The organism is Bacteroidia bacterium (assembly GCA_026932145.1).
GTDB lineage: Bacteria > Bacteroidota > Bacteroidia > J057 > JAIXKT01 > JAIXKT01.
On the sequence record JAIXKT010000051.1, the window covers coordinates 1 to 20,834 of the forward strand.

The 20,834-nt window shown below is 39.9% G+C and carries 16 protein-coding genes; 9 read left to right on the forward strand and 7 right to left on the reverse strand.

Going from position 1 to position 20,834, the window contains the following annotated elements; genetic code table 11:
- Nucleotides 1-229: 229 nt before the first annotated feature.
- Nucleotides 230-892: a cytochrome c gene (locus LC115_11605; protein ID MCZ2357308.1), complete on the forward strand. Its 663-nt coding sequence runs from the start codon at nt 230-232 to the stop codon at nt 890-892.
- Nucleotides 893-902: 10 nt separating this feature from the next.
- Here LC115_11605 and LC115_11610 read toward each other — a convergent pair whose 3' ends face one another.
- Nucleotides 903-1,040 (reverse strand): hypothetical protein, encoded by a 138-nt coding sequence (locus LC115_11610; protein MCZ2357309.1) that lies wholly within the window; start codon nt 1,038-1,040, stop codon nt 903-905.
- Between LC115_11610 and LC115_11615 the strand changes: the two genes are divergently transcribed.
- The 6 genes from LC115_11615 (at nt 1,000) to LC115_11640 (ending at nt 9,040) form a co-directional block, all read left to right on the forward strand.
- On the forward strand, nt 1,000-2,109 hold the full coding sequence (locus tag LC115_11615; GenBank protein ID MCZ2357310.1) for a c-type cytochrome: 1,110 nt from the start codon (nt 1,000-1,002) through the stop codon (nt 2,107-2,109). The genes LC115_11610 and LC115_11615 overlap by 41 nt on opposite strands.
- A complete protein-coding gene (locus tag LC115_11620) occupies nt 2,106-3,602 on the forward strand; it encodes a right-handed parallel beta-helix repeat-containing protein (GenBank protein MCZ2357311.1) in 1,497 nt (498 codons plus the stop codon). Before LC115_11615 ends, LC115_11620 begins: the two co-directional genes overlap by 4 nt.
- Nucleotides 3,602-4,639 carry a pyridoxal-phosphate dependent enzyme gene (locus tag LC115_11625; GenBank protein MCZ2357312.1) on the forward strand — a complete coding sequence of 346 codons (1,038 nt, stop codon included), beginning with the start codon at nt 3,602-3,604 and terminating at the stop codon, nt 4,637-4,639. Before LC115_11620 ends, LC115_11625 begins: the two co-directional genes overlap by 1 nt.
- A 7-nt stretch (nt 4,640-4,646) precedes the next feature.
- Nucleotides 4,647-5,219, forward strand: a complete 573-nt coding sequence (locus LC115_11630; protein MCZ2357313.1) for a YjbH domain-containing protein — start codon at nt 4,647-4,649, stop codon at nt 5,217-5,219.
- Nucleotides 5,220-5,221: 2 nt separating this feature from the next.
- Nucleotides 5,222-6,784 carry a GMC family oxidoreductase gene (locus tag LC115_11635; protein MCZ2357314.1) on the forward strand — a complete coding sequence of 521 codons (1,563 nt, stop codon included), beginning with the start codon at nt 5,222-5,224 and terminating at the stop codon, nt 6,782-6,784.
- A 180-nt stretch (nt 6,785-6,964) separates the two neighbouring features.
- Entirely contained in the window at nt 6,965-9,040 is a 2,076-nt protein-coding gene (locus tag LC115_11640; GenBank protein MCZ2357315.1) for a carboxy terminal-processing peptidase, read from the forward strand.
- On the opposite strand, the gene aroC is transcribed toward LC115_11640, so the two are convergent.
- The 6 genes from aroC to rfaD form a co-directional block, all read right to left on the reverse strand.
- The gene (aroC, locus tag LC115_11645; protein ID MCZ2357316.1) at nt 9,041-10,120 is read right to left on the reverse strand and encodes a chorismate synthase; all 1,080 of its coding nucleotides are present in this window, start codon (nt 10,118-10,120) and stop codon (nt 9,041-9,043) included.
- 144 nt (nt 10,121-10,264) lie between these two features.
- Nucleotides 10,265-12,646 (reverse strand): formate C-acetyltransferase/glycerol dehydratase family glycyl radical enzyme, encoded by a 2,382-nt coding sequence (locus LC115_11650; GenBank protein MCZ2357317.1) that lies wholly within the window; start codon nt 12,644-12,646, stop codon nt 10,265-10,267.
- A gap of 18 nt (nt 12,647-12,664) precedes the next feature.
- On the reverse strand, nt 12,665-13,561 hold the full coding sequence (locus LC115_11655) for a glycyl-radical enzyme activating protein (GenBank protein MCZ2357318.1): 897 nt from the start codon (nt 13,559-13,561) through the stop codon (nt 12,665-12,667).
- Nucleotides 13,562-13,726: 165 nt separating this feature from the next.
- Nucleotides 13,727-15,766, reverse strand: a complete 2,040-nt coding sequence (scpA, locus tag LC115_11660; GenBank protein ID MCZ2357319.1) for a methylmalonyl-CoA mutase — start codon at nt 15,764-15,766, stop codon at nt 13,727-13,729.
- A gap of 89 nt (nt 15,767-15,855) precedes the next feature.
- The gene (gene folP / locus LC115_11665; protein MCZ2357320.1) at nt 15,856-16,707 is read right to left on the reverse strand and encodes a dihydropteroate synthase; all 852 of its coding nucleotides are present in this window, start codon (nt 16,705-16,707) and stop codon (nt 15,856-15,858) included.
- 18 nt (nt 16,708-16,725) lie between these two features.
- Nucleotides 16,726-17,691, reverse strand: a complete 966-nt coding sequence (gene rfaD / locus LC115_11670; GenBank protein MCZ2357321.1) for an ADP-glyceromanno-heptose 6-epimerase — start codon at nt 17,689-17,691, stop codon at nt 16,726-16,728.
- A 40-nt stretch (nt 17,692-17,731) separates the two neighbouring features.
- On the opposite strand from rfaD, the gene LC115_11675 reads away from it, so the two are divergent.
- Nucleotides 17,732-18,970, forward strand: a complete 1,239-nt coding sequence (locus tag LC115_11675) for an insulinase family protein (protein MCZ2357322.1) — start codon at nt 17,732-17,734, stop codon at nt 18,968-18,970.
- 74 nt (nt 18,971-19,044) lie between these two features.
- Nucleotides 19,045-20,805 (forward strand): ABC transporter ATP-binding protein/permease, encoded by a 1,761-nt coding sequence (locus LC115_11680; GenBank protein ID MCZ2357323.1) that lies wholly within the window; start codon nt 19,045-19,047, stop codon nt 20,803-20,805.
- The last annotated feature ends 29 nt before the right edge of the window (nt 20,806-20,834 follow it).

The following is a 20,834-nucleotide window of genomic DNA, read 5'->3' on the forward strand; positions in this document are numbered from 1 at the left end:
AATTTACAACAAACGATGCAAGGCAAAAACTCAGAAGACTTTATCCGTTAATTTAAGATTAACATAACACTAAATAAATTTCAAAATAAATTATATTAAAAATATGTTGTATAACATTTTTTTAGATATTTGGCTTTCCTTTTAAGTATTCAGAAAAATACCTAAATTTCGCCAAAATAATATTAATTAAACTTTTTTAATTTACTATAAAATGCTTATTAACAGTAAAATGATACGTTTTGTTTACCTGTCTCTGGGTATAATGTTGTTGTATGGATGTGGTTCTAAACCAGAGAATACCGGTGGTCAGGTGGCTTCGGCAGATACTGCCGCTAAAACTCCGGATCAGTTATTCGTTACCTGCACTGCTTGTCATGGTCAAAATGGTGGCGGTAACGAAACGATGTTCGCACCCGGAATTGTAAACCAAGATCCCGACTATTTAGTACGCCAGCTAAAAAATCTGAAAGGGGGTGTTCGCGGCGGCCATGAAAAAGATACTTACGGAAAGCAAATGGTCGGAATCGCCGCCAACTTAAAAGACAGTGAAATAGAACCTATCGTAAAGTATATCAAAACACTCCCGCCTACTACGGTTCAAAAGACTGTGAAAGGAAATGTGGAAGCCGGAAAAGCTAAATATACTGCGATATGTGCCGCTTGCCATGGCCCTGACGCTGCCGGCAATAAAGCTCTATTTGCTCCGAGATTAACCGGCGTAGGGGATTGGTATCTCAAAAGACAAGTGCATAACTTCATAGAAGGCATTCGCGGTGCGCACCCCCAAGACGTACAAGGTGCTCAAATGGCCGCTATGGCCAAAACAATAGGCGACGACCAAGCTATTACAGATGTTGTCGCTTATATCCAGACCTTAGAAAAATCTAAGTAATGGCCTCGCGCTATTGCATAATAGTTTGTTTATTAATATTTTGGATAGCTTCTTGTAAAGAACCTGCCCAAAGATCGGTATCAAATTCGGTATCAAAACCATCCGAAATAACTTTATGCAATAGCTGCCCGCCGGGCTTTGAACTCACAAAAGATAACCGCTGTTTGCTGCGAAACCAATATCAACAATATCGTTCACTCGTTACTGTAGGTGTTGGCGGATTGCAAACAGCGTTACCACAATACAGAGACGGCTTTACACCACAACAAATTGATTTAGGCCGTTATCTTTTCTTTGACCCCTTACTTTCCAAAGATAAAACATTATCTTGTGCCAGTTGCCACCATCCTGATAAAGGCTTTAGTGATGCAAAACCCCAAAGTATTGGATATAAAGGAGTTTTGCTAAGTAGGTCGGCTCCTACGATCTGGAATGTAGCTTTTTTAAAGTCATTCTTTTGGGACGGGCGCGCCAACACCTTAGAAGGGCAAATGGAAGGCCCTTTGTTTAACCCACAGGAAATGGCTAATGACCCCGAAAATTTAATCAAAACAATCAATGAAGTTCCTGATTATAAGCGATTATTCGCTGATGCTTTCCCCCAAAAAGACTCAACAAATATCTCCTTATCAGAAATTTGCACCGCAATCGCTGCCTTTGAGGCCTCCCTCGTATCCTTAAACAGCCGTTATGACCAATATGCTCATGGTTATGCAGAAGCATTAAACTCCAAAGAAATAGCCGGATTCAATGTATTTCGTTCATTTGTAGCACGTTGCTCTGAGTGTCATACACCGCCGTTATTTACCAACCAGCAATTAGCGGTATTGGGAGTCCCTGAACCAACCGGAAAACCACTTGATATTGGAGCCGAAAAAGTATTTCACGAACCCTCCTTGCGTGCTGCCTTTAAAGTTCCTACCTTGCGGAATATTGAAAAAACAGCACCCTATATGCACTCCGGAGTCTTTAAAACCCTCAAAGAAACCGTAAAGTTCTACACAGACGGACGAGGCCACGCTGTTCCCAAAGGAGAAAACCTCAAAATCCATTGGCATATATGGGAACCAAAACTAACTGATGAGGAATTAGACCGCTTAGTAGATTTTCTCAAAACACTTACTGATGAAAGCTTTAAACCTGCTATTCCCCAAGTAGTCCCCTCCGGTATCAATATCCAAGCGTATCTAACCGCCGAAAATGGAATAACAAAATGAATACAAGTAAGTCATTAAAATACATAGGTTTGCTATTTGTAGGGGTTCTTATCTACATTGCCGGAACTTTCACCTCGCGGTTATTTTTTAATAGCCAACCGCCGCCGCCACCTGTTCCCAAATTTTTTCAAGGTACAAGCGGACGCAAGACTACTATCTCTGAAAAAATAACCGGAAAAACCTTTGATGTTAAAAGCGGGCAATCAATTATGGATGCCGTTAGAAAGGCAAATTCCGGAGACCTTATCCGTATTTACCCCGGTACTTACTACGAAACAGTTTATATTGATAAAGATAACATAACCATTCAAGGAGTTATTATAGACAATCAATGGCCAACTCTCGATGGACAAGAAAAACTAAATGATGCTTTCCTATATTCTGGTAGCAACATAACCATTGAAAATTTTAAAATTCAAAACTATAAGGGAAATGGAATTATGGGGCAAAGCGGCAACAATTTTGTTCTTCGAAACAACTGGGTTATCAACACCGGTGTATATGGGATTTTCCCTGAATACGGCAAAAATGGGTTAATAGAACGAAATATTCTCACTAACATCGAAGATGCCGCCATTTATGTAGGAATGTGCGATAATATTGATGTTCGTTTTAACGAAGTCTATGCCAGCGTAGCCGGCATAGAAATAGAAAATTCAAGACACGCTTTGGTAGAATACAACAACGTTTATGATAATACCGGCGGTATTTTGGCCTTTATTACACCTGGTTTACCCATCAAAACTTGTTACGATATTATTATTCGGAATAATTATATCGTAAATAATAATCACAAAAACTTCGGTGCTCCCGGCTCCATTGTTTCGTTTCTACCCGTAGGCACTGGCATTATCATAATGGCCGCTGATGATGTAATTGTTGAAAACAACTTCATTTCCGGTAATGACAATATCGGCATTGCTATTGTGGATCATAAGTTTATTGCAGATATAGCCGTTGATCCGGAAAGTGAACCCAATCCAGATAGAATCGTAATTTTAGATAACTTCATGTTTAATAACGGTAATAATCCCGTTAAAGAAGTTAAAGCGGCAATGGCAACCAAATTTTCCGCTAAAGGCCCGGATATTTTAGCTTACGGAGGTGGAACAGGCAGTTGTATCCGCGATATAAATCGTTATCGAACTTATGGGTTGGATAAATTTGCTCGCTGTGAATTAAACTCTACTGACGAAGTACTGTCTTATATGCTTGACAAGCCGGTAGAGCCGCTGCAAATCACCCAAGAAACACGCGGAAAATTGACGTATTATGGAGTTTGCTCCGGCTGCCATGCCTACAACGTACGTATGATAGGCCCTCCGGTGCAGGCAATACAAGCGATTTACAAAGATAACCCACAAGGTATTGCAGATTATATCGCCAAACCAATAAAAAAACGGACAGACCACCCAGAAATGCCTAAACAAGATTACCTGCCGCCAGAAACTCGGTTAGAAGTGGCTAAGTTTATGCTTACTATTACCAAGTAGTGAAACCGGAGCAATTTGATACTATTCCGCGTATTGGTTGGGCTACTTTGGCAACGCCTATTACTGAATTACCGCAAATTGCGCAACAATTTGGTGCAACTTGGATGGGCTGTAAGCGAGATGACCTCTGTTCTGGATTACTTGGAGGCTCAAAAGTGCGGAAGTTAGACTTTTTGTTAGCAGATTCCCATTTTCAAAACGCATCTTCATGGGCATCTATTGGGGCAATCGGATCAGGCCATTTGGTAGCCTGCGCTGCCGCTGCTCATATCCTCCAAAGAAAATTTCAAGCCCATTGCTTCTTTGAACCTACCTCTGAGGAAATTTTAAAAAACCTCGCATTCATAGCTGAACACACTGAAAAAATACATTTCTATCGCTCTCGTATGGAAGTCTTACTGACAAGGCCGGCAGTATTTTTTCGCAAAACAGTCCAAAACTGTAGCTTTATTCCGCCGGGGGGTAGCTCTGCATTGGGAATAGTAGGTATGGTTCGAGCAGGCGTAGAATTGGCAGCACAAATCCAAGCAGGGATGATACCTGTACCAGATAGGATTTATGTAGCCGCCGGAACCTGTGGAACTGTAGCCGGATTAGCCGTAGGATTAGCCGTAGCCGGATTCCAAATACCCATAAAAGCAATAGCTACCGTAGAAAAAATAATTGTATCTACATGGAGAATAAACTTCTTGATTAACCAAGTTTGTAAATTATTACTGTCTTTTGGCTTTCAGGAAGTAAAAAAAATAAAAAATATCCCAATTGTGATTGATTATAAACAACTTGGAAAGGGATACGCCTACCCTACCGAAGCAGCAAATATGGCCGTAAAAATCTTTGACTCAGCAGAGATTTCTTTAGAACCGGTTTATACCGGAAAAATGGCCGCGGCAATATTACACGATTTAAAAAATGGCTTTAATGGTAAAGTTTTATTTTGGAACTCCCACAGAAGAAACTTGCCTCCAACAAAGAGCGATTGGAAAAATAAACTCCCAGTAAGACTACAAAAACTATTAGTATTGCCTCTCAAATGATTGTGCTATGTCCAAAATATCCAGACGTAAATTCTTTTTTATCGGAATGGCTGCATTATCAGCTATTCCGATTCCTTTTATATTAACGAGAATTTACAATTATCCCAAAATTAACTCATGGGATGGCAAAATTCTTTCCCATAGGCACGCCTCCATATTATTTCTTGCAGCCCAAGAGTTTATCCCCGAAAAAAGTGAAATTGTATATCAAAATATCACCGGAAATATAGATTCTTTTTTGTCTAAACTACCGGAAACTATGGTTAGTCAGGTTCGAGATGCCGTTGAAGCATTTGAAAATATGACTTTTTTGACCCCAAGCCTCAATTCTTTTTCACAAATGGCAAGCCCAGCTCGCCAAGAATACCTTGAGCGGATGTTTGGTTTAGGCGGTATTTTTCGTTTGGTTGCCAAAACCATACGGGACTTATGCTTGTTTGGGTATTACCAACAAGATAGTTCTTGGGCTTCTATACGCTACTTAGGTCCGATGGTAGCTGAAAGTCGCTCAGTTTCAGAGCAGTATCTAACTTTGGTAGCTTCTTCTGGAGATATTCCTAAGTCATTAATGACAGAATAGTTATGATTTTTGATAGCAGACATTTTAAGTTTCCACTTCGGTTGCGGGCAGATTTATGCGTTATTGGTTCCGGTGCTGGCGGCAGTATGGCGGCTATGGTAGCCGCAGAAGCAGGTATGCGCGTAGTGGTGTTAGAACCCGGTAGCTTCATGACTCCCGACAAAATGAACCAACGCGAAGACACAATGCTCCCAAAACTACTGTGGGAAGCCGGCGGACGAACTAATACCGATAGAAATATCCATATTTATCAAGGAAAAGGGGTGGGCGGTTCTACCCTGCACAATCTTAACCTCATCAAACGTATCCCTACAGAAATATTACAACACTGGATACAAAACAGAAAGTTAAATCATTTACCACTAAGTGCTTGGGATTCTTTGTATGCTGAAGTAGAATCATTATTGAGTGTTTCAGGTATTACACCAGAAATGATGAATCAACATAACAGGATATTTCAGCAAGGAATACAACAGTTAGGTTGGAAAGGGGGCTTGATGAAACATAACCGTACCGGCTGCGTAGGGAGCGGCTTTTGTGAACTTGGCTGCGCTTATGATGCCAAAAACAATGCCAGCAAAGTCCTTATTCCCAGACTCATAAAAGCAAATGGTGAGGTTTTTACACACTGCTTAGCTACCCAAATTTCGCACCAAAACGGAATTGTGGACGGCGTGAAAGCCGTTGTCATGGACCCAGAAAATTACCGCATTTTAGGAGAAGTAATCGTTCAGGCTAATCAGGTCTGTTTAAGTGCCTCAGCTACTGCCTCTGCCGCTATTATTTTACGTTCAACTATTCCTTATCCAGAAGGAACTGTGGGTCAAACACTTAGGATTCATCCGGCTACATTGGTTGCCGGAGAGTTTGATGTTCCCATACGAGCTTGGGAGGGAATACCACAATCATTTGAATGCACCGAATTTTTGAATTTTGAGCAAGCAATAGCTCAAGAAAAGAGCGGTAAGCCTGCTTCATCGGCAGAAAAAGCAAATCGTCTTTGGCTAATACCGGCATTTGCACATCCTGTGGGAACAGCTACTTTTTTGCCCGGGTACGGAAAAGAACATCAAACTACGATGGAACGATATGAAAATATTGCCGTCATAACCTCAGTACTTCACGAACACTCTACTGGAACTATCAAAAATACCGGAAAAACAGAATTTCAAATTGATTATCAGCTAATTCCGGAAGATAAGCAAGAGTTAGTGAAAGGCTTGCAGGCAAGTGCTGAAATTCTTTTTGCCGCCGGAGCTAAAAAAGTAATGATTCCAACGTACCCACGTCTTGAGCTACTTACGAAAAACGATATTCAGAAAATATCCATCGAAAATACCTTAGAGAATGGCTTAGAATTAGCTGCCGTTCATCCGATGGGATCAATTCCTATGGGAGATGACTCTGTTACAGCAGCCGTGGACTCATCAGGACGTTTTCGGCACATAAAAGGTCTTTGGATCGCCGATGGCTCTCTTTTTCCAACCTCCATTGGAGTACCTCCCCAGCTGTCTATTTATGCAATGGGACTACATATAGGGAAAAATATCGCAACAAATACATAGCGTAACCTAAAATCCGTGAATAATATTTCACTATTACTTAAAAGCAAAAAAACAACTAATTGATAATCAATTACGATGTATAGTTTAATACTGATTTTCCCTAAAAAAAGAATTATCAAAACTTTATGAAGAATTAGAACCTTTTTAATAGCTTTGCGTAGTTAAGAAAAAGTTTAGCCGATGAGACGAATTGCGCCAAGAAGCGTATATTATTTATCTTTTGTGATAGGGCTGTTTTGCCTCTCGCAAGTGTATGCACAAAGCCAAGACACAATTGCTCAAGCAAGTTCTCCCCTTTCTCCTGAGCCTAAACATTCAGTTGCTTGCAGAGAATCTATCAAAGCATTACAACTATATCATTGGAAAAAGCCGGAGTTAAACGATTCCCTTTCTTCACAAGTCTTTGATGCTTACCTAAAACGAATAGACCCCAACAAAATATACTTTACCAAACAAGATGTAGATGAATTTCAGGTATTTCGATATGCCCTTGATAATGATTTATCTACCGGAGACCTAAGTAAGGTGTTCATCATTTACAATAAATTTCGCATCAGAATTAACGAACGAATAGATTTAGCCCTCAAGCTAACTCCCAAAAATTATGATTACACTACTGATGAAATATATGAATACGACCGCAGCGAGTCTCCGTGGCTAATTGAACCGGAAATACAAAAGTTGTGGGAGAAAAAAATAAAATATGAACTATTAGAAGTTCGCTTAGATAGCAGCGGCAGCGTAAAAACAGTCGAAAACAGATATAAAAATCTGCGTAAAAATTTATACAAACAGAAAGCCGACAATGTATTCGAGTTTTTTATGAATAGTTTCACCGAAACAATAGAGCCACATACAAACTATTTTTCACCGCGTTCTGCTGACGACTTTAATATCTCCATGAGCCAGTCATTAGAAGGTATTGGTTGCACATTACGTCAAGATAATGACTACATCCAAATAACCGATATTGTGAAAGGCGGGCCTGCCAGCCGTAGCAGACAAATCCAGATTAATGACAAAATCTTAGCTGTTGCCCAAGGAGATGACGGAGAATTTGTAGATGTAGTAGGCTGGACGACCTCGGAAGCCGTTATCCTCATCCGAGGCCCCAAAGGAACTATCGTCCGCCTAAAAATGTTCTCGGCTGCAAACAACAAAAGCTATCAAGTTCGCTTAGTAAGAGATAAAATTATCTTAGAAGAACAATCAGCCAAAAGCTCCATCCTTGAAACAAAACAAAACAATACGAAACATAAAATCGGAGTCATCACCTTACCCACTTTTTATATGGATTGGGAAGGAATGCAAAAAGGAGAAAAAAACTACAAAAGCACAACACGAGACGTTCGCCGGCTGATAGAAGATCTCAAAAAAGAAAAAATAGAAGGCTTAGTCATTGACCTACGGAATAACGGAGGAGGCTCATTAGTGGAAGCCATTGATTTATCCGGTTTATTCATCAAAGAAGGGCCGGTCGTTCAGGTTAAAGAAGCCAGCGGACTTTTGCAGGTGCATCGAGATAATGACCCCGAAATCACTTGGAATGGACCACTTGTGGTGCTTATCAACCGTTTTAGCGCATCTGCCTCCGAAATATTTGCCGCCTGCTTGCAAGACTATAACAGAGGAATTATCGTAGGAGAAAATTCTTTTGGAAAAGGAACAGTCCAGAATATGCTGGATCTAAATAAGCTACTCCCATTTGAAAGCGATAAATTAGGACAATTAAAAATCACTTTTGCAAAATTTTATAGAGTTACCGGCAGCAGCACCCAACACAAAGGCGTAATCCCTGATATAAGTTTCCCAACAATTTTTTCTGCCGAAGAATTTGGGGAAAGTTCATACCCAACTGCCCTACCCTGGGACCAAATTCAGCCTACGCTATTTTCTGTACTTCCTGATATTACCGAACTGCGTCAGCATCTTTTAGATATACACTTAAAAAGAGTTTTGAACGAAAGAGAATATAAATACCTAACCGAAGATGTAAATGCCATTAAGAAGAAACGGGAGCAAAAATATGTTTCTCTCAATGAAGCACAATTACGCAAAGAGCATCAGCAAGAAGATGAAAAGAACTGGCTTCGAACGAACGAAAGACGTGCCGCCGCCGGATTAAAACTACTGAAAGCCGGAGAGCAACCCGGAAAAGACGATAAAGCACCGGATTTTATTTTGCAAGAAAGTGGAAATATCTTGGTAGATATGGCCACCATGATGCACGAAAACCCAAAAGCAATGCGGCCTTAATCAAGGAACATCAAATGCTTTAGCCAATAGCCAGTGGTCATATAAAACTATGGCTGTCATAGCTTCTACAATCGGGATAGCACGGGGGACTACACAAGGGTCATGCCGGCCTCGTCCTGAAAAAATAATGCTATTTCCCTCTTTATCAACAGTTTGTTGCTGTTTTACAATTGTAGCAACGGGTTTGAAAGCAACCCTAAAATAAATATCCATGCCGTTTGTGATGCCACCAAGTGTCCCGCCGGCGTGATTTGTGGCCGTAAGAAACCTGTTTTTTTCAAACACAATCGGGTCATTATGTTGGCTACCCAAAAGTTTCGTTCCCGAAAAACCCGATCCAAATTCAAGTCCCTTAACGGCATTAATGCTAAAAACGGCCTTTGCTAAGTCAGCCTGAATTTTATCAAATACCGGCTGACCGATTCCGGCTGGAACTCCCGTTGCCACACAGGTAACGACTCCACCTAAGCTATCTCCGGACTTTCTAACCTCTTGAATAAGCGAAATCATAGCCGCGGCAGTCTCTTCATGGGGGCAACGCACTATATTTTTTTCAATATCTGCCGGATTTATCTCTGAATAATCGAGCGGTATATCCAAATTTCCGATGGAATTAGTGTATCCATAAATTTGAATCCCCAAAGGCTGTAAAAATTGTTTTGCGACAGCACCGGCGATAACCCGCGCAACGGTTTCACGTGCAGAAGCCCGCCCTCCTCCTCGATAATCATAGTGTTTATATCGCTGAAAATAAGCTAAATCTGCATGGCTTGGGCGAAAAATATGCTGAAATAATGCATAGTCTTGGCTACGCACATCGTTATTGTGAACCAATATCGTAAGCGGAGTACCGGTTGTTTTTCCCTCCCAAAAACCCGAAACAATATGAATTTTATCTGTTTCTTTTCGTTGAGTAGAAATAGCCGACTGGCCGGGTCTTCTACGATTTACCTCTTGCTGAATAAAATTTGTATCTAAGGGGAAGCCACTCGGGCAGCCCTCTATCACAACTCCTAACATTTCTCCATGAGATTCCCCAAAAGTAGATATTTTGAAAATTTTCCCAAAAGTATTCCCCAAGCCCATATTTCAGAATAGAGACTTTTTAACTGCTAATTTTGTAGAAAAACTGAAAGATATTATTGATATGTTTCGTAATTATGGTATTTCTACCTAAATCAATAGTTATCTAAATCTTGTAATCTATTTTCTAATCGCTTGATTTTAAATTGTTAGTGAACTTCTTTGGATAATTTCGTCTTTCATTTCTGGAGAAAGATCATTAAAATAGGCAGAGTATCCTGAAACGCGAACAATCAGCCAAGGATATTTTTGTGGATTTAGTTTAGCGTCTTTGAGCATTTCGGTATCCAAAACATTTAGCTGAACCTGCATTCCGCCGTTATTGAAGTACGTTAGCAGTAGTGCTTTTAGGATTTCTTTTCCGTGTTCTCCTTTTAGGGTTGCGGTGTCAAATTTAGCATTTACGTTTGCGCCGTTATGGGCACGTTCAAAGTCTATGCTATTAATAGAGTTAAAAAATGCAGTGGGTCCTTTTTTATCCATGCCGTTTGTTGGGGCAATTCCGGAAGTAAAGGGAGTGCCTTTAAGGCGGCCATTAGCTGTCGCGCCAGTATATAAGCCAAAACTGTAATGCGTTGTAGTAGAATAAAATCCGGCTACAAATTTCCCTCCCCGAGTATTTATCAAGCCTTCAAAAGAATCATAAAAGGTATCAGCTACCCATTTGCTATAAGCATCAGCTTCAGGATTGTCATTGCCAAATTTCGGGATAGCTAACATCAAGTTGCGAAGTTTTTCTTGGTCTTTGAAATTATTGGATAATGCATTAACGATTTCTGTAAGTGTATATTTTTGGGTTTTAAAAACCAATTCATTGATAATAAATAGGCTATCTGCTGCATCCGTAACGCCAACACCTTGTACACCACTGAAATTATAGGTTGCGCCTCCTGCCGTTACATCTGTCCCTTTTTCCATACAGCCTTGAATGAGTGCAGAAGTTAGCGGCGTAGGATGAAAATCTCGATTAGCAAACTCTATGGGTTCTAATACTTTATGTAATTTCTTGATAATGTAGTATAGTTGCTGTTTAAAGGCATTTTTAACATCTTCGATGTTTTTAAAAGTAGAAATTGGTGGTGTTTTGCAGCCACTTAGTTTAGATTTTCCAAAGAGTTTTCCCTCATTTAAAGCCATCTCAAGGCATATTGGGATGTTTACCAAAGCAGCATCGGTAGAACCAAAGGTTTTTCCGGCAGCACAAAGCTCTACACAACCTAAGGTTGAATATTCTCTTGCATCATTTTGGGACATTCCACACATTTGTAAAGACTTGATAATCAAATCATCATTATAGACAGCCGGAGAATTTACTCCTTTGACTAAATTTGACATGATTTTTTCAAGGTATTGTTGCGGAGGGTTTTGGGAGATTCTGGCATGATAATTAGGTTGGCGCATTCTAATTTCATCCATCAGTTCTAAGAACAGATATGACAATTCATTGGTTACGTCCTGCCCGTTTTGGTTTATTCCTCCGATAGTGAGGGCTTGCCCGCTCAAAAAGCCGCCATGGCTTTTGGATATTTTGGTGCTAAAAACAGGAATAATTTCAGCTGTTTTGATAACAAAACAGCCAATTAGTTCTTTGGCTTTTTCTCTGTCAATTTTTTCGGCAGCGATGTCTCTTTCATAAAATGGGTTTAGATACTGGTCCATACGTCCCAAGCTGATTCCGTTATCTAAGCCTTCCAGCGTAATCGCGGTGTGAAGAATCCAAATTGATTGTAAGGCTTCATGTAGGGTTCGTGCAGGGTTTGCTGGTACGTGGGCCAAGATTTCTGCTATTTGCAATAATTCTTGTTTGCGCTCAAAGTCGGGTTCTGTTTCAGCTAAGGTTCTTACTTCGGCGGCATAATTATCAGCCATTTTCAATACACCTTTGCAAATAGTTATTACTGCTTGATAAAATCCTTGCCGTTTGTCGTCTTGGGCTAAAGTTGCAATAGCGGCTTCTGCCTGCGCTATGATTGGGTTTAACCCTTGGTTGATAAGCCCTTCATAATCCGGTATTAAGTGCCCGATTCCGCCAGTTTCATTAATCAGGTAAAATTTAGGATTCAATTGGTCTAACACAAAGTCAAAAAGTTCCTTTCCGGAAAAAGCCTTGTATGCCAAAAACTTATTCAACCAAAAAGGAGCTACATCTTTGATTAATTTAAAGATTTCACCGGTAGAAATTTGCAAGGGATTTAATTTTCTGGAAGAAAAATTGAATAAGTCTTCCATGACCGGTAGGCCGTGTAGTTCCGGATAGAGAGGCCCTGCTACACGTTTTGAAGTGGTGCTGCCTACAATAAGCTCGTTGGGATATATCTGTACCTTCTTGTGAATCAGCAAATAAGCCAAAGCCTCTGCTTTTTGAACGATAACTGGCTTATTTTTACTTTTAGCCATTTTGAAATATTCAGTTATCAAAACAGCCCGCTCGATACAAACAGAATAGGGACTGGAAGTTACAGCCTCTTTCAATTTGTTTAGCCTTGCAATAGCGTTTACGGAAACGGTAGTTGGTGTGTTCATAATCTTTGGCAGTCAAAATTAACGAAAACAAATGGTTTTTATCTCCTGGGATTCAAAAAAATCTCTAAATTGTTGAATTTCATTAACTGTAAAGGGTTGAAATCCAAGTTTTGGTAAAGAGCTGTTTATTTTTTCGGCTTTGCTTTCTCCCATACTATGGTACGGAAGTAAGTGTAATTCAGTTATGTTATTTTTTTGTAAAATAGTTAAAATATCATTTAGGTTTTCTGGATTGGCCGTATATTGCGGAATCAGCGGTAATCGAAATTTAACAGGAGCTTTCGCCTGAACTAAATTAGTTATATTTTGTAGAATTTTATCATTGGTTGCAGATAAATGTTGCTTGTGCTGAACTGAATTGACAATTTTAATATCAAAATAAATTAAGTCAAGCATAGGTAAAATTTTTTGAAATTTTTCCCATGAAAAATAACCATTGGTTTCGATATTGGTATGAATTTGGTGTTCTTTACAGCGGATTAGGAGTTCGTAGATAAAGTCTATGTGCAGGGTTGGTTCGCCACCGGAAAAAGTTATTCCGCCGCCAGAGGTATCATAATAACTTTTATCTCTCAAGATTTCTTGCATCACAGAATCTATACTATACTCTTTACCAACGACTTTCACACCTTCGGTAACGCAACTTACGGTGCAATTGTAGCAGGTGCTGCAAATATTCCTGTCTATAATTAACGTCCCTTCGTAGGATAGAGCTTGTTTTGGGCAGCTTTTCACACAATCTTGACTTCCGATGCAATTAGCCGGATAATATGCAAGTTCGGGCTTATGAGATATAGACTCAGGGTTTTGGCACCAAGGGCATTCTAAGTTACAGCCTTTAAAAAAGATGGTTGTTCGGATGCCCGGACCGTCATGGATAGAAAAACGCTGAATATCAAAAATTAAAGGTCGCATTCAAGAAAAAGATATGCAAGAATAACATTTTTAGGGCATTATTGAAAGATGGATTTTTAGAGTTTTCGGATATTATTTAGCAAAAGCTACGGCTATTATCGGAATCCGGCGGAAGCACTTATTCAGTAGAGACATAAGCCTTAAAAACGAAAAAACGGATGATTTTCAGGATTCCATAATTTTTTTGAGGATTTGGATAGCTGCATGCGCAATATGGGTTCCGGGGCCAAAAATACCCATTACGCCACTTTTGTATAGAAACTCATAATCTTTTGGGGGGATTACTCCGCCTACGATGACTTTAATATCTGGCCTGCCTAATTCTTTTAGGGCATAAATTAATTGCGGGACTAAGGTTTTATGGCCGGCGGCCAAGCTGGATATTCCTACTATATGTACGTCATTTTCAACGGCTTGTTTTGCGGCTTCTTCCGGTGTTTGGAATAATGCACCTATGTCCACATCAAAGCCTAAGTCTGCGAATGCGGTTGCTATTACTTTTGCGCCTCTGTCGTGGCCATCTTGGCCTAATTTGGCTATCAAGATTCGGGGGTTTCGTCCGTCCATTTCGGCAAAGTCAGCACATAGTTTTCGGCATTGTGCCAATACCTCTTCTTCGGAATATTCTGCTGAATAGATTCCGGATACTGCCCGAATGGTTGCTTGGTGTCTGCCCCACACTTTTTCTAAGGCATCTGAAATTTCTCCCAGCGTAGCTCGTGCCCGAGCAGCCGATACTGATAATGCCAGCAAATTGCCATTTTGGGTACGAGCACATTCCGTTAAAGCCGCCAAAGTAGATTCTACTTCTTGTTGGTTGCGGGTACTTTTTATCGCAGAAAGTTTTTGAAGTTGGCTTTTTAAAACCGCTTGATTATCCACTTCTAATAAATCCATAGTTACTTCTTCCGAAAAATGATACTGATTAACGCCGATAATTTTATCTCTTTTGGCATCAATACGGGCTTGTTTTCGGGCGGCGGCTTCTTCTATACGCAACTTAGGCAGTCCGGTTTCAATTGCTTTGGTCATACCGCCGATTTCTTCAATTTCTTGGATTAGTTTCCATGCTTCGTCGGTAATTTTTCCGGTTAAATATTCTACGTAATAGCTTCCGCCCCAGGGGTCAACGACTTCACAGAGTCCTGTTTCTTGTTGTAGCCAAATTTGGGTATTTCGAGCAATTCTGGCCGAAAAATCAGACGGGAGTGCCAATGCTTCGTCTAAGGCGTTAGTATGTAGCGATTGGGTGCCCCCCCAAGCGGCAGCCATCGCTTCTAAGGCAGTTCTGGCCACGTTGTTAAACGGGTCATGTTCTTGCAAACTCCAGCCGGAAGTCTGACAATGGGTTCTAAGTGCCAATGATTTTTCATTTTTGGGGTTAAAAGTCTGAACAATTTTTGCCCATAAGAGTCTGGCAGCACGTAGTTTAGCAATCTCCATAAAGACATTCATTCCCACACCAAAAAAGAAAGATAAGCGAGGTGCAAAGGAATCTATGGATAAGCCCGACCGGATACCGGCACGCAAGTATTCCAAGCCGTCAGCTAATGTGTAAGCTAATTCTATTTCTGGAGTTCCACCTGCTTCTTGAATATGATAGCCACTAATACTGATAGAGTTAAACTTGGGCATTTCTTGAGAGGTATAGGCAAAAATATCCGTTATGATACGCATAGACGGATTCGGCGGGTAGATGTAGGTATTTCGTACCAAAAATTCTTTTAAGATGTCGTTTTGGATAGTTCCTGAAAGGGCTGCTTGGGCTACCCCTTGTTCTTCTGCTGCAACGATATAAAATGCCATGATTGGTAGGACGGCTCCGTTCATGGTCATGGAAACGGACATTTCATTTAGTGGGATTCCGTTAAACAGTATTTTCATGTCTTCTACGGTATCTATGGCTACGCCGGCTTTTCCTACATCTCCAGTTACACGCGGGTGGTCAGAATCGTAGCCGCGATGAGTAGCTAAATCAAAGGCAACGGAAAGCCCTTTTTGGCCGGCAGCTAAGTTTTTTCGGTAAAAAATATTTGATTCTTCAGCCGTAGAAAAGCCGGCATACTGGCGAATAGTCCACGGTTTTTGAGTGTACATAGAGGCGTAAGGCCCTCGTAAAAACGGTGCTATCCCAGCCGCATATTCCAAATGGTCAAAATCAACTAAATCTTCCGGACGAATATTCTGTGGTATTTTGAAAGACATACTCAAAAAACAATTTCTTGCTTCAAAGTTACATATCTTTGTTTAGGGCGCGTTTATAGCTTTGTTAAAAAAGGGTTTTTAACAAAACCTCAATCTAAGGTTTCATAAGCCGGTAATGATTGCAGTTCTTCCGCAATTTTGATTGCTTGCATAGCCGGCAAAACCTCATGCGCCCGAAGAATTCGCGCGCCTTTCATCAAGGAAAAAAGATGAATGGCAGTATTTGCCGGTAATGATTCTGACCACTGAATTTGTAACGTTCTGTTAATAAAAGATTTTCTGGAAATACCAACTAAAATTGGCTTTCTTAAAAGCGTGATAGTTGATAATTTTTGAAGTAATTCCCAATTATGAGTAACCGTTTTACCGAAACCAAATCCGGGGTCTAATATAATTTGGAAAAAGTTATGTCGCTCTAAAGCAGCTATTTTTTGAACAAAATAGTCAATAACCTCTTTTACAACATCTTCATAAACAGGATTTTGTTGCATATTTTGGGGAGTACCTTGTATGTGCATCAACACATAGGCAACGGGTTTCTGTGCCAAAAGTAACGGCATTTTTTCATCAATATTAAATCCTGAAATATCGTTGATAATGTGCGCCCCTGCTTCTATGGCTAAGGCTGCAGTCTGGCTGTGAACTGTGTCTATGGAAAAAAAAACTTCCGGAAAATAGTTTATCAACTTGGGTAGAATCGCTTCTAATCTTTTCCATTCGTCTTGTGGAGAGATAATATTGTTACCTGGTTTAGAGGACATTGCGCCCACATCAATGATATAAGCACCTGCTGAAAGCATTTTTTCAGTTTGCCTGAAACAGGTTTCTATGGTTTGGTATTTTCCGCCATCGGTAAAGGAATCCGGCGTAATGTTCAAAACTCCCATTATCCGCGGAACGCGCAAATCTAATAGCCGTCCGTGGCAATTCATTAAGTCCATGAATATCAACGACTAAGGTTACCAATATTTTTGGGGAAGTAAATATTGCTGTACATAATCCTGAACTCCCGCTTCAAGGGTAGTAAATGGTTTATGATAACCAATGCTGCGTAAGCGGTGCATATTCGCCTGAGTAAAGTATTGATAGCTATCCCGAATATCTAAGGGAATATCAATGAATCTTATATTTGTTTTTAAGCCTAATGCGGCAAAAGTAGCTTCTCCGAGTGCCAAAAAGGTTTGTGCTTGCCCTGCCCCAAGGTTATATATTCCGGATTGATAGCGGGTATTAATCAAAAATAAGATAACGTCTGTAACGTCTTTTACATAGATAAAGTCCCTCAATTGTGCTCCATCTGCATATTCGGGATGGTGGGAGCGAAATAGTTTTAAATATCCGGCTTCTTGAATTTGCTTAAAGGCATGGAAAATAACGGAAGCCATACGCCCTTTGTGGTATTCATTGGGGCCATAAACGTTGAAAAATTTAAGTCCAGCCCAAAAATAGGGTTTTTGCTCTTGGGATAATGCCCAGCAATCGAAATCATGTTTACTTTGGCCGTATGGGTTTAGCGGTAGCAAGGTGTTTATGCGGGATTCATCATCGTCAAAGCCCAAACTTCCGTCCCCATAAGTAGCTGCACTTGAGGCATAAACAAACGGAATTTGCTGTTCTGTGCAGTATTCCCAGAGTCTTTTAGAATAGTTTAGGTTCAGTTCATCAAAAATAGCTTTGTTTTTTTCGGTCGTATCGGTGCGGGCACCTAAGTGAATAACTACTTGTATTGGAATAGATTGCAGGCTAAGCCATTCAAAGAGTTCGGTACGTGGCACTATCTGTGAGTAGCTTTTATCTTTGTAGTTAGGAAACTTCACTTGATTGGAAAAGTCATCAACCAAAACAATATCTTTGTAGCCTTCTTGATTGAGTTTAGCTAACATACAGCTTCCTATAAAACCGGCTGCACCGGTTAGAATAATCATAATCTGGAAAAATTGAGGTTCAAAAATACCAATATTCTACATGCGTTCAAATTCATCCCAAGTAGTAGTTTTGCCCAACGGCGTTCAGGCGTTGTGGATACCGGCAAAAAGTAAATTGATTCACTTATGTGTGGTGCTACGGGCAGGTGTACTCTACGAAACGCCGGAACAGCTTGGTATTTCGCACTTTTTGGAGCACATGCTATTCAAAAAAACCACCAAAAGAAGTTTATACCATATTTTGAGTGCCGTAGAGCGCGTTGGCGGAGACCTAAACGCCTATACTACCCGCGAAAAACTCTGCATCCATGCTACCGTGCCTAAAACCCATTTACTTCAAACCATTGATTTACTGGCAGATATAATCCAAAACTCTACCTTTCCGCAGCATGAAATAGAACGAGAAAAAGCCGTTATCCATGAAGAAATTGATTTATATCAAGATAGCCCTGATGAGCAGGTCTTTGAAGATTTTGACGCTTTGGTGTTTCCAAACCACCCGTACGGAAACCCCATATTAGGAACCCATGATACTATCAAGCAATTTGACCAACACTTGCTGCTCGATTTTAGCCAAAAAGTAATTGTGGGTGAAAATATCTGCGTTGGAATCTGGGGGCAAATTACCCAACAAAACTTTGAAAAACTTATACATGAATATTTTTCAGCCATAAAACCTGGCAATAAAATACAAGAACTCCTCCCTAATAAACCACAAAATACTCATAATAAACAACTTAAACCATCTACAAAATACCAACAGGCTTATTGTATTTTGGGAAAAGAATCGTACGACCTCAGTAACCCTAAATATCAAGGTTTTGCTGCACTGAATAATTACTTGTGTGGAAGTTTTATGTATGCAAAAATTCCCTATGAAATTCGTGAAAAAAAAGCCCTATGTTACTCTATACAAGGATTTTATACTCCATATTTATTTAGCGGAATCTGGGGAATCATGTTTAGCTGCGACCCACAGAAATATGAAAAGATAATTACCTTAATCCAAAAACTACTACGCGAAGTTCGAGAACAAGGTCTCTCTATCTGGAAATGTAATGAAATGAAAAAACAGTTTTTTGGCAGTATGCTTTTGGGAATGGATAGCGGGCTTCACTACCTCACAACCAGTTGTAAAGAACTATTAGACACCGGAAAACCAATCCTCTTTAACGAAATTATCCAAGAAATCAACAAAATACAACCCGCTGAATTTAAAACTATTGCAGAAGAAATGTTTGATGACAACTACTTTATGCAGATAAATCTACCGGAATAATTTTTGGATAACAATAGCTTAAACCATTGCTTAAATGAAACCCTTTTTTAGTTCTGTTTGTTAGCCCTTACCGAATGAAACAAGCGTCAGAGTCTGTTTTAAAACGAATGTTAAGCCTCTTTAATCCTTACAGGGGGCTATTCGGAACGGCTCTATTCCTTACCATTATTCTGGCAGTATTATCACCCTTAAAGCCATACTTAGTTAAGTATGTGATAGATAGTATTTTGCCGCAAAAAAATATATCCGCTATTAATTTTTGGATGTTTATTTTTTTAGGATTAACGGTTCTTTCTGCAATTATTCAGTATGCTCAAACTATGCTGACAAACTTTTTGGGGCAATCTGTTATGAATGATTTACGTAAACGGGTTTTTCAGAAGATTCTTTCATTACGGCTCAGTTTTTATGATAATACTCCCGTTGGCACACTGCAAACGCGAACTATTTCGGATATAGAGACTCTCAATGCTGTTTTTAGCCAAGGGTTTGTAACTATTTTGGGAGAGTTATTACAGTTAGTCGCTATGCTGGTTGTGATGGCTTACACCAATTGGCGTTTAACCTGTGTAGTATTGCTTATATTACCACTATTAGCTTGGGCTACGCAATGGTTTCGAGTTAATATAAAAGCCGCCTTTGAGCAGGTACGTAAATATGTTGGCCAACTGAATGCTTTTACCCAAGAACATCTTTCTGGCATGGCCATTACGCAACTATTTAATAGAGAATATATTGAACTGAATAAATTTACAGCAATTAATCAAAAACATCGTCAAGGAAATATCCAAACGATTTGGTATTACAGTATTTTTTTTCCCCTTATAGAGCTTATTTCGGCCTTAGCAATTGCGCTATTGGTATGGTATGGCACAGGGTCGGTGCTAAAAAACACGGTAACTTTTGGGGAACTTGTAGCTTTCCAGATGTATATCCAGTTATTTTTTCGCCCGATTCGGCTGTTAGCAGATCAGTTTAATACATTACAATTAGGAACAGTCAGTGCCGAAAGAATATTTTCCTTATTAGATATTCACGATGAGATTTCTGATACCGGAAAGGATAATGCACTTATTGGGGGTGCTATTTTTTCAACCCCGCCGTCTATTGTTTTTGACCACGTTAATTTTGCCTACAATAGCCAAAACCAAGTGTTGCATGATGTTTCATTTGAAGTTCCAGCCGGAAAAATGATAGCACTTGTGGGCACTACAGGCTCAGGAAAATCAACTATTGCGTCGCTTATTCCGCGATTCTATGACCTAAATTCCGGGAATATTTATATTCAAGGTATCCGGCATACGGAAATTCCGTTAGATGAGTTAATCCGAAATATCGGTTTTGTGCAGCAGGATGCCACCCTGTTTTCGGGCACTATTTTAGATAATATCACCCTTCGGGACAAATCCATTCCTTTAGAAAAAGTTCAAGCGATAGCAACGTTAGTAGGTGCAAATCAGTTTATTGAGCAGTTTCCCAATGGATATTTTCATTCTATTTCGGAACGTGGGCACTCTTTATCGAGTGGGCAGCGCCAGTTGATAGCCTTTGTGCGTGTGTTGGTATATGATCCCAAAATACTCATCTTAGATGAAGCTACTTCAAATGTAGATACTGATTCTGAAGAACTTATACAACGAGCAATCAGCACTTTATTATCTGGGCGAACTGCTATTGTGATTGCACACCGGTTATCTACGATTCGCCAAGCGGATAAAATTATTGCTTTACGCAGCGGAAAAATCGTGGAATCCGGTAGCCATGCCGAACTTATTAAATTCAACGGCTACTATAAACGTTTATATGAATTGCAATTCCAGCAAATACAAGCCTAATTTTTTAAGGTTATTTTAATATATCTTCT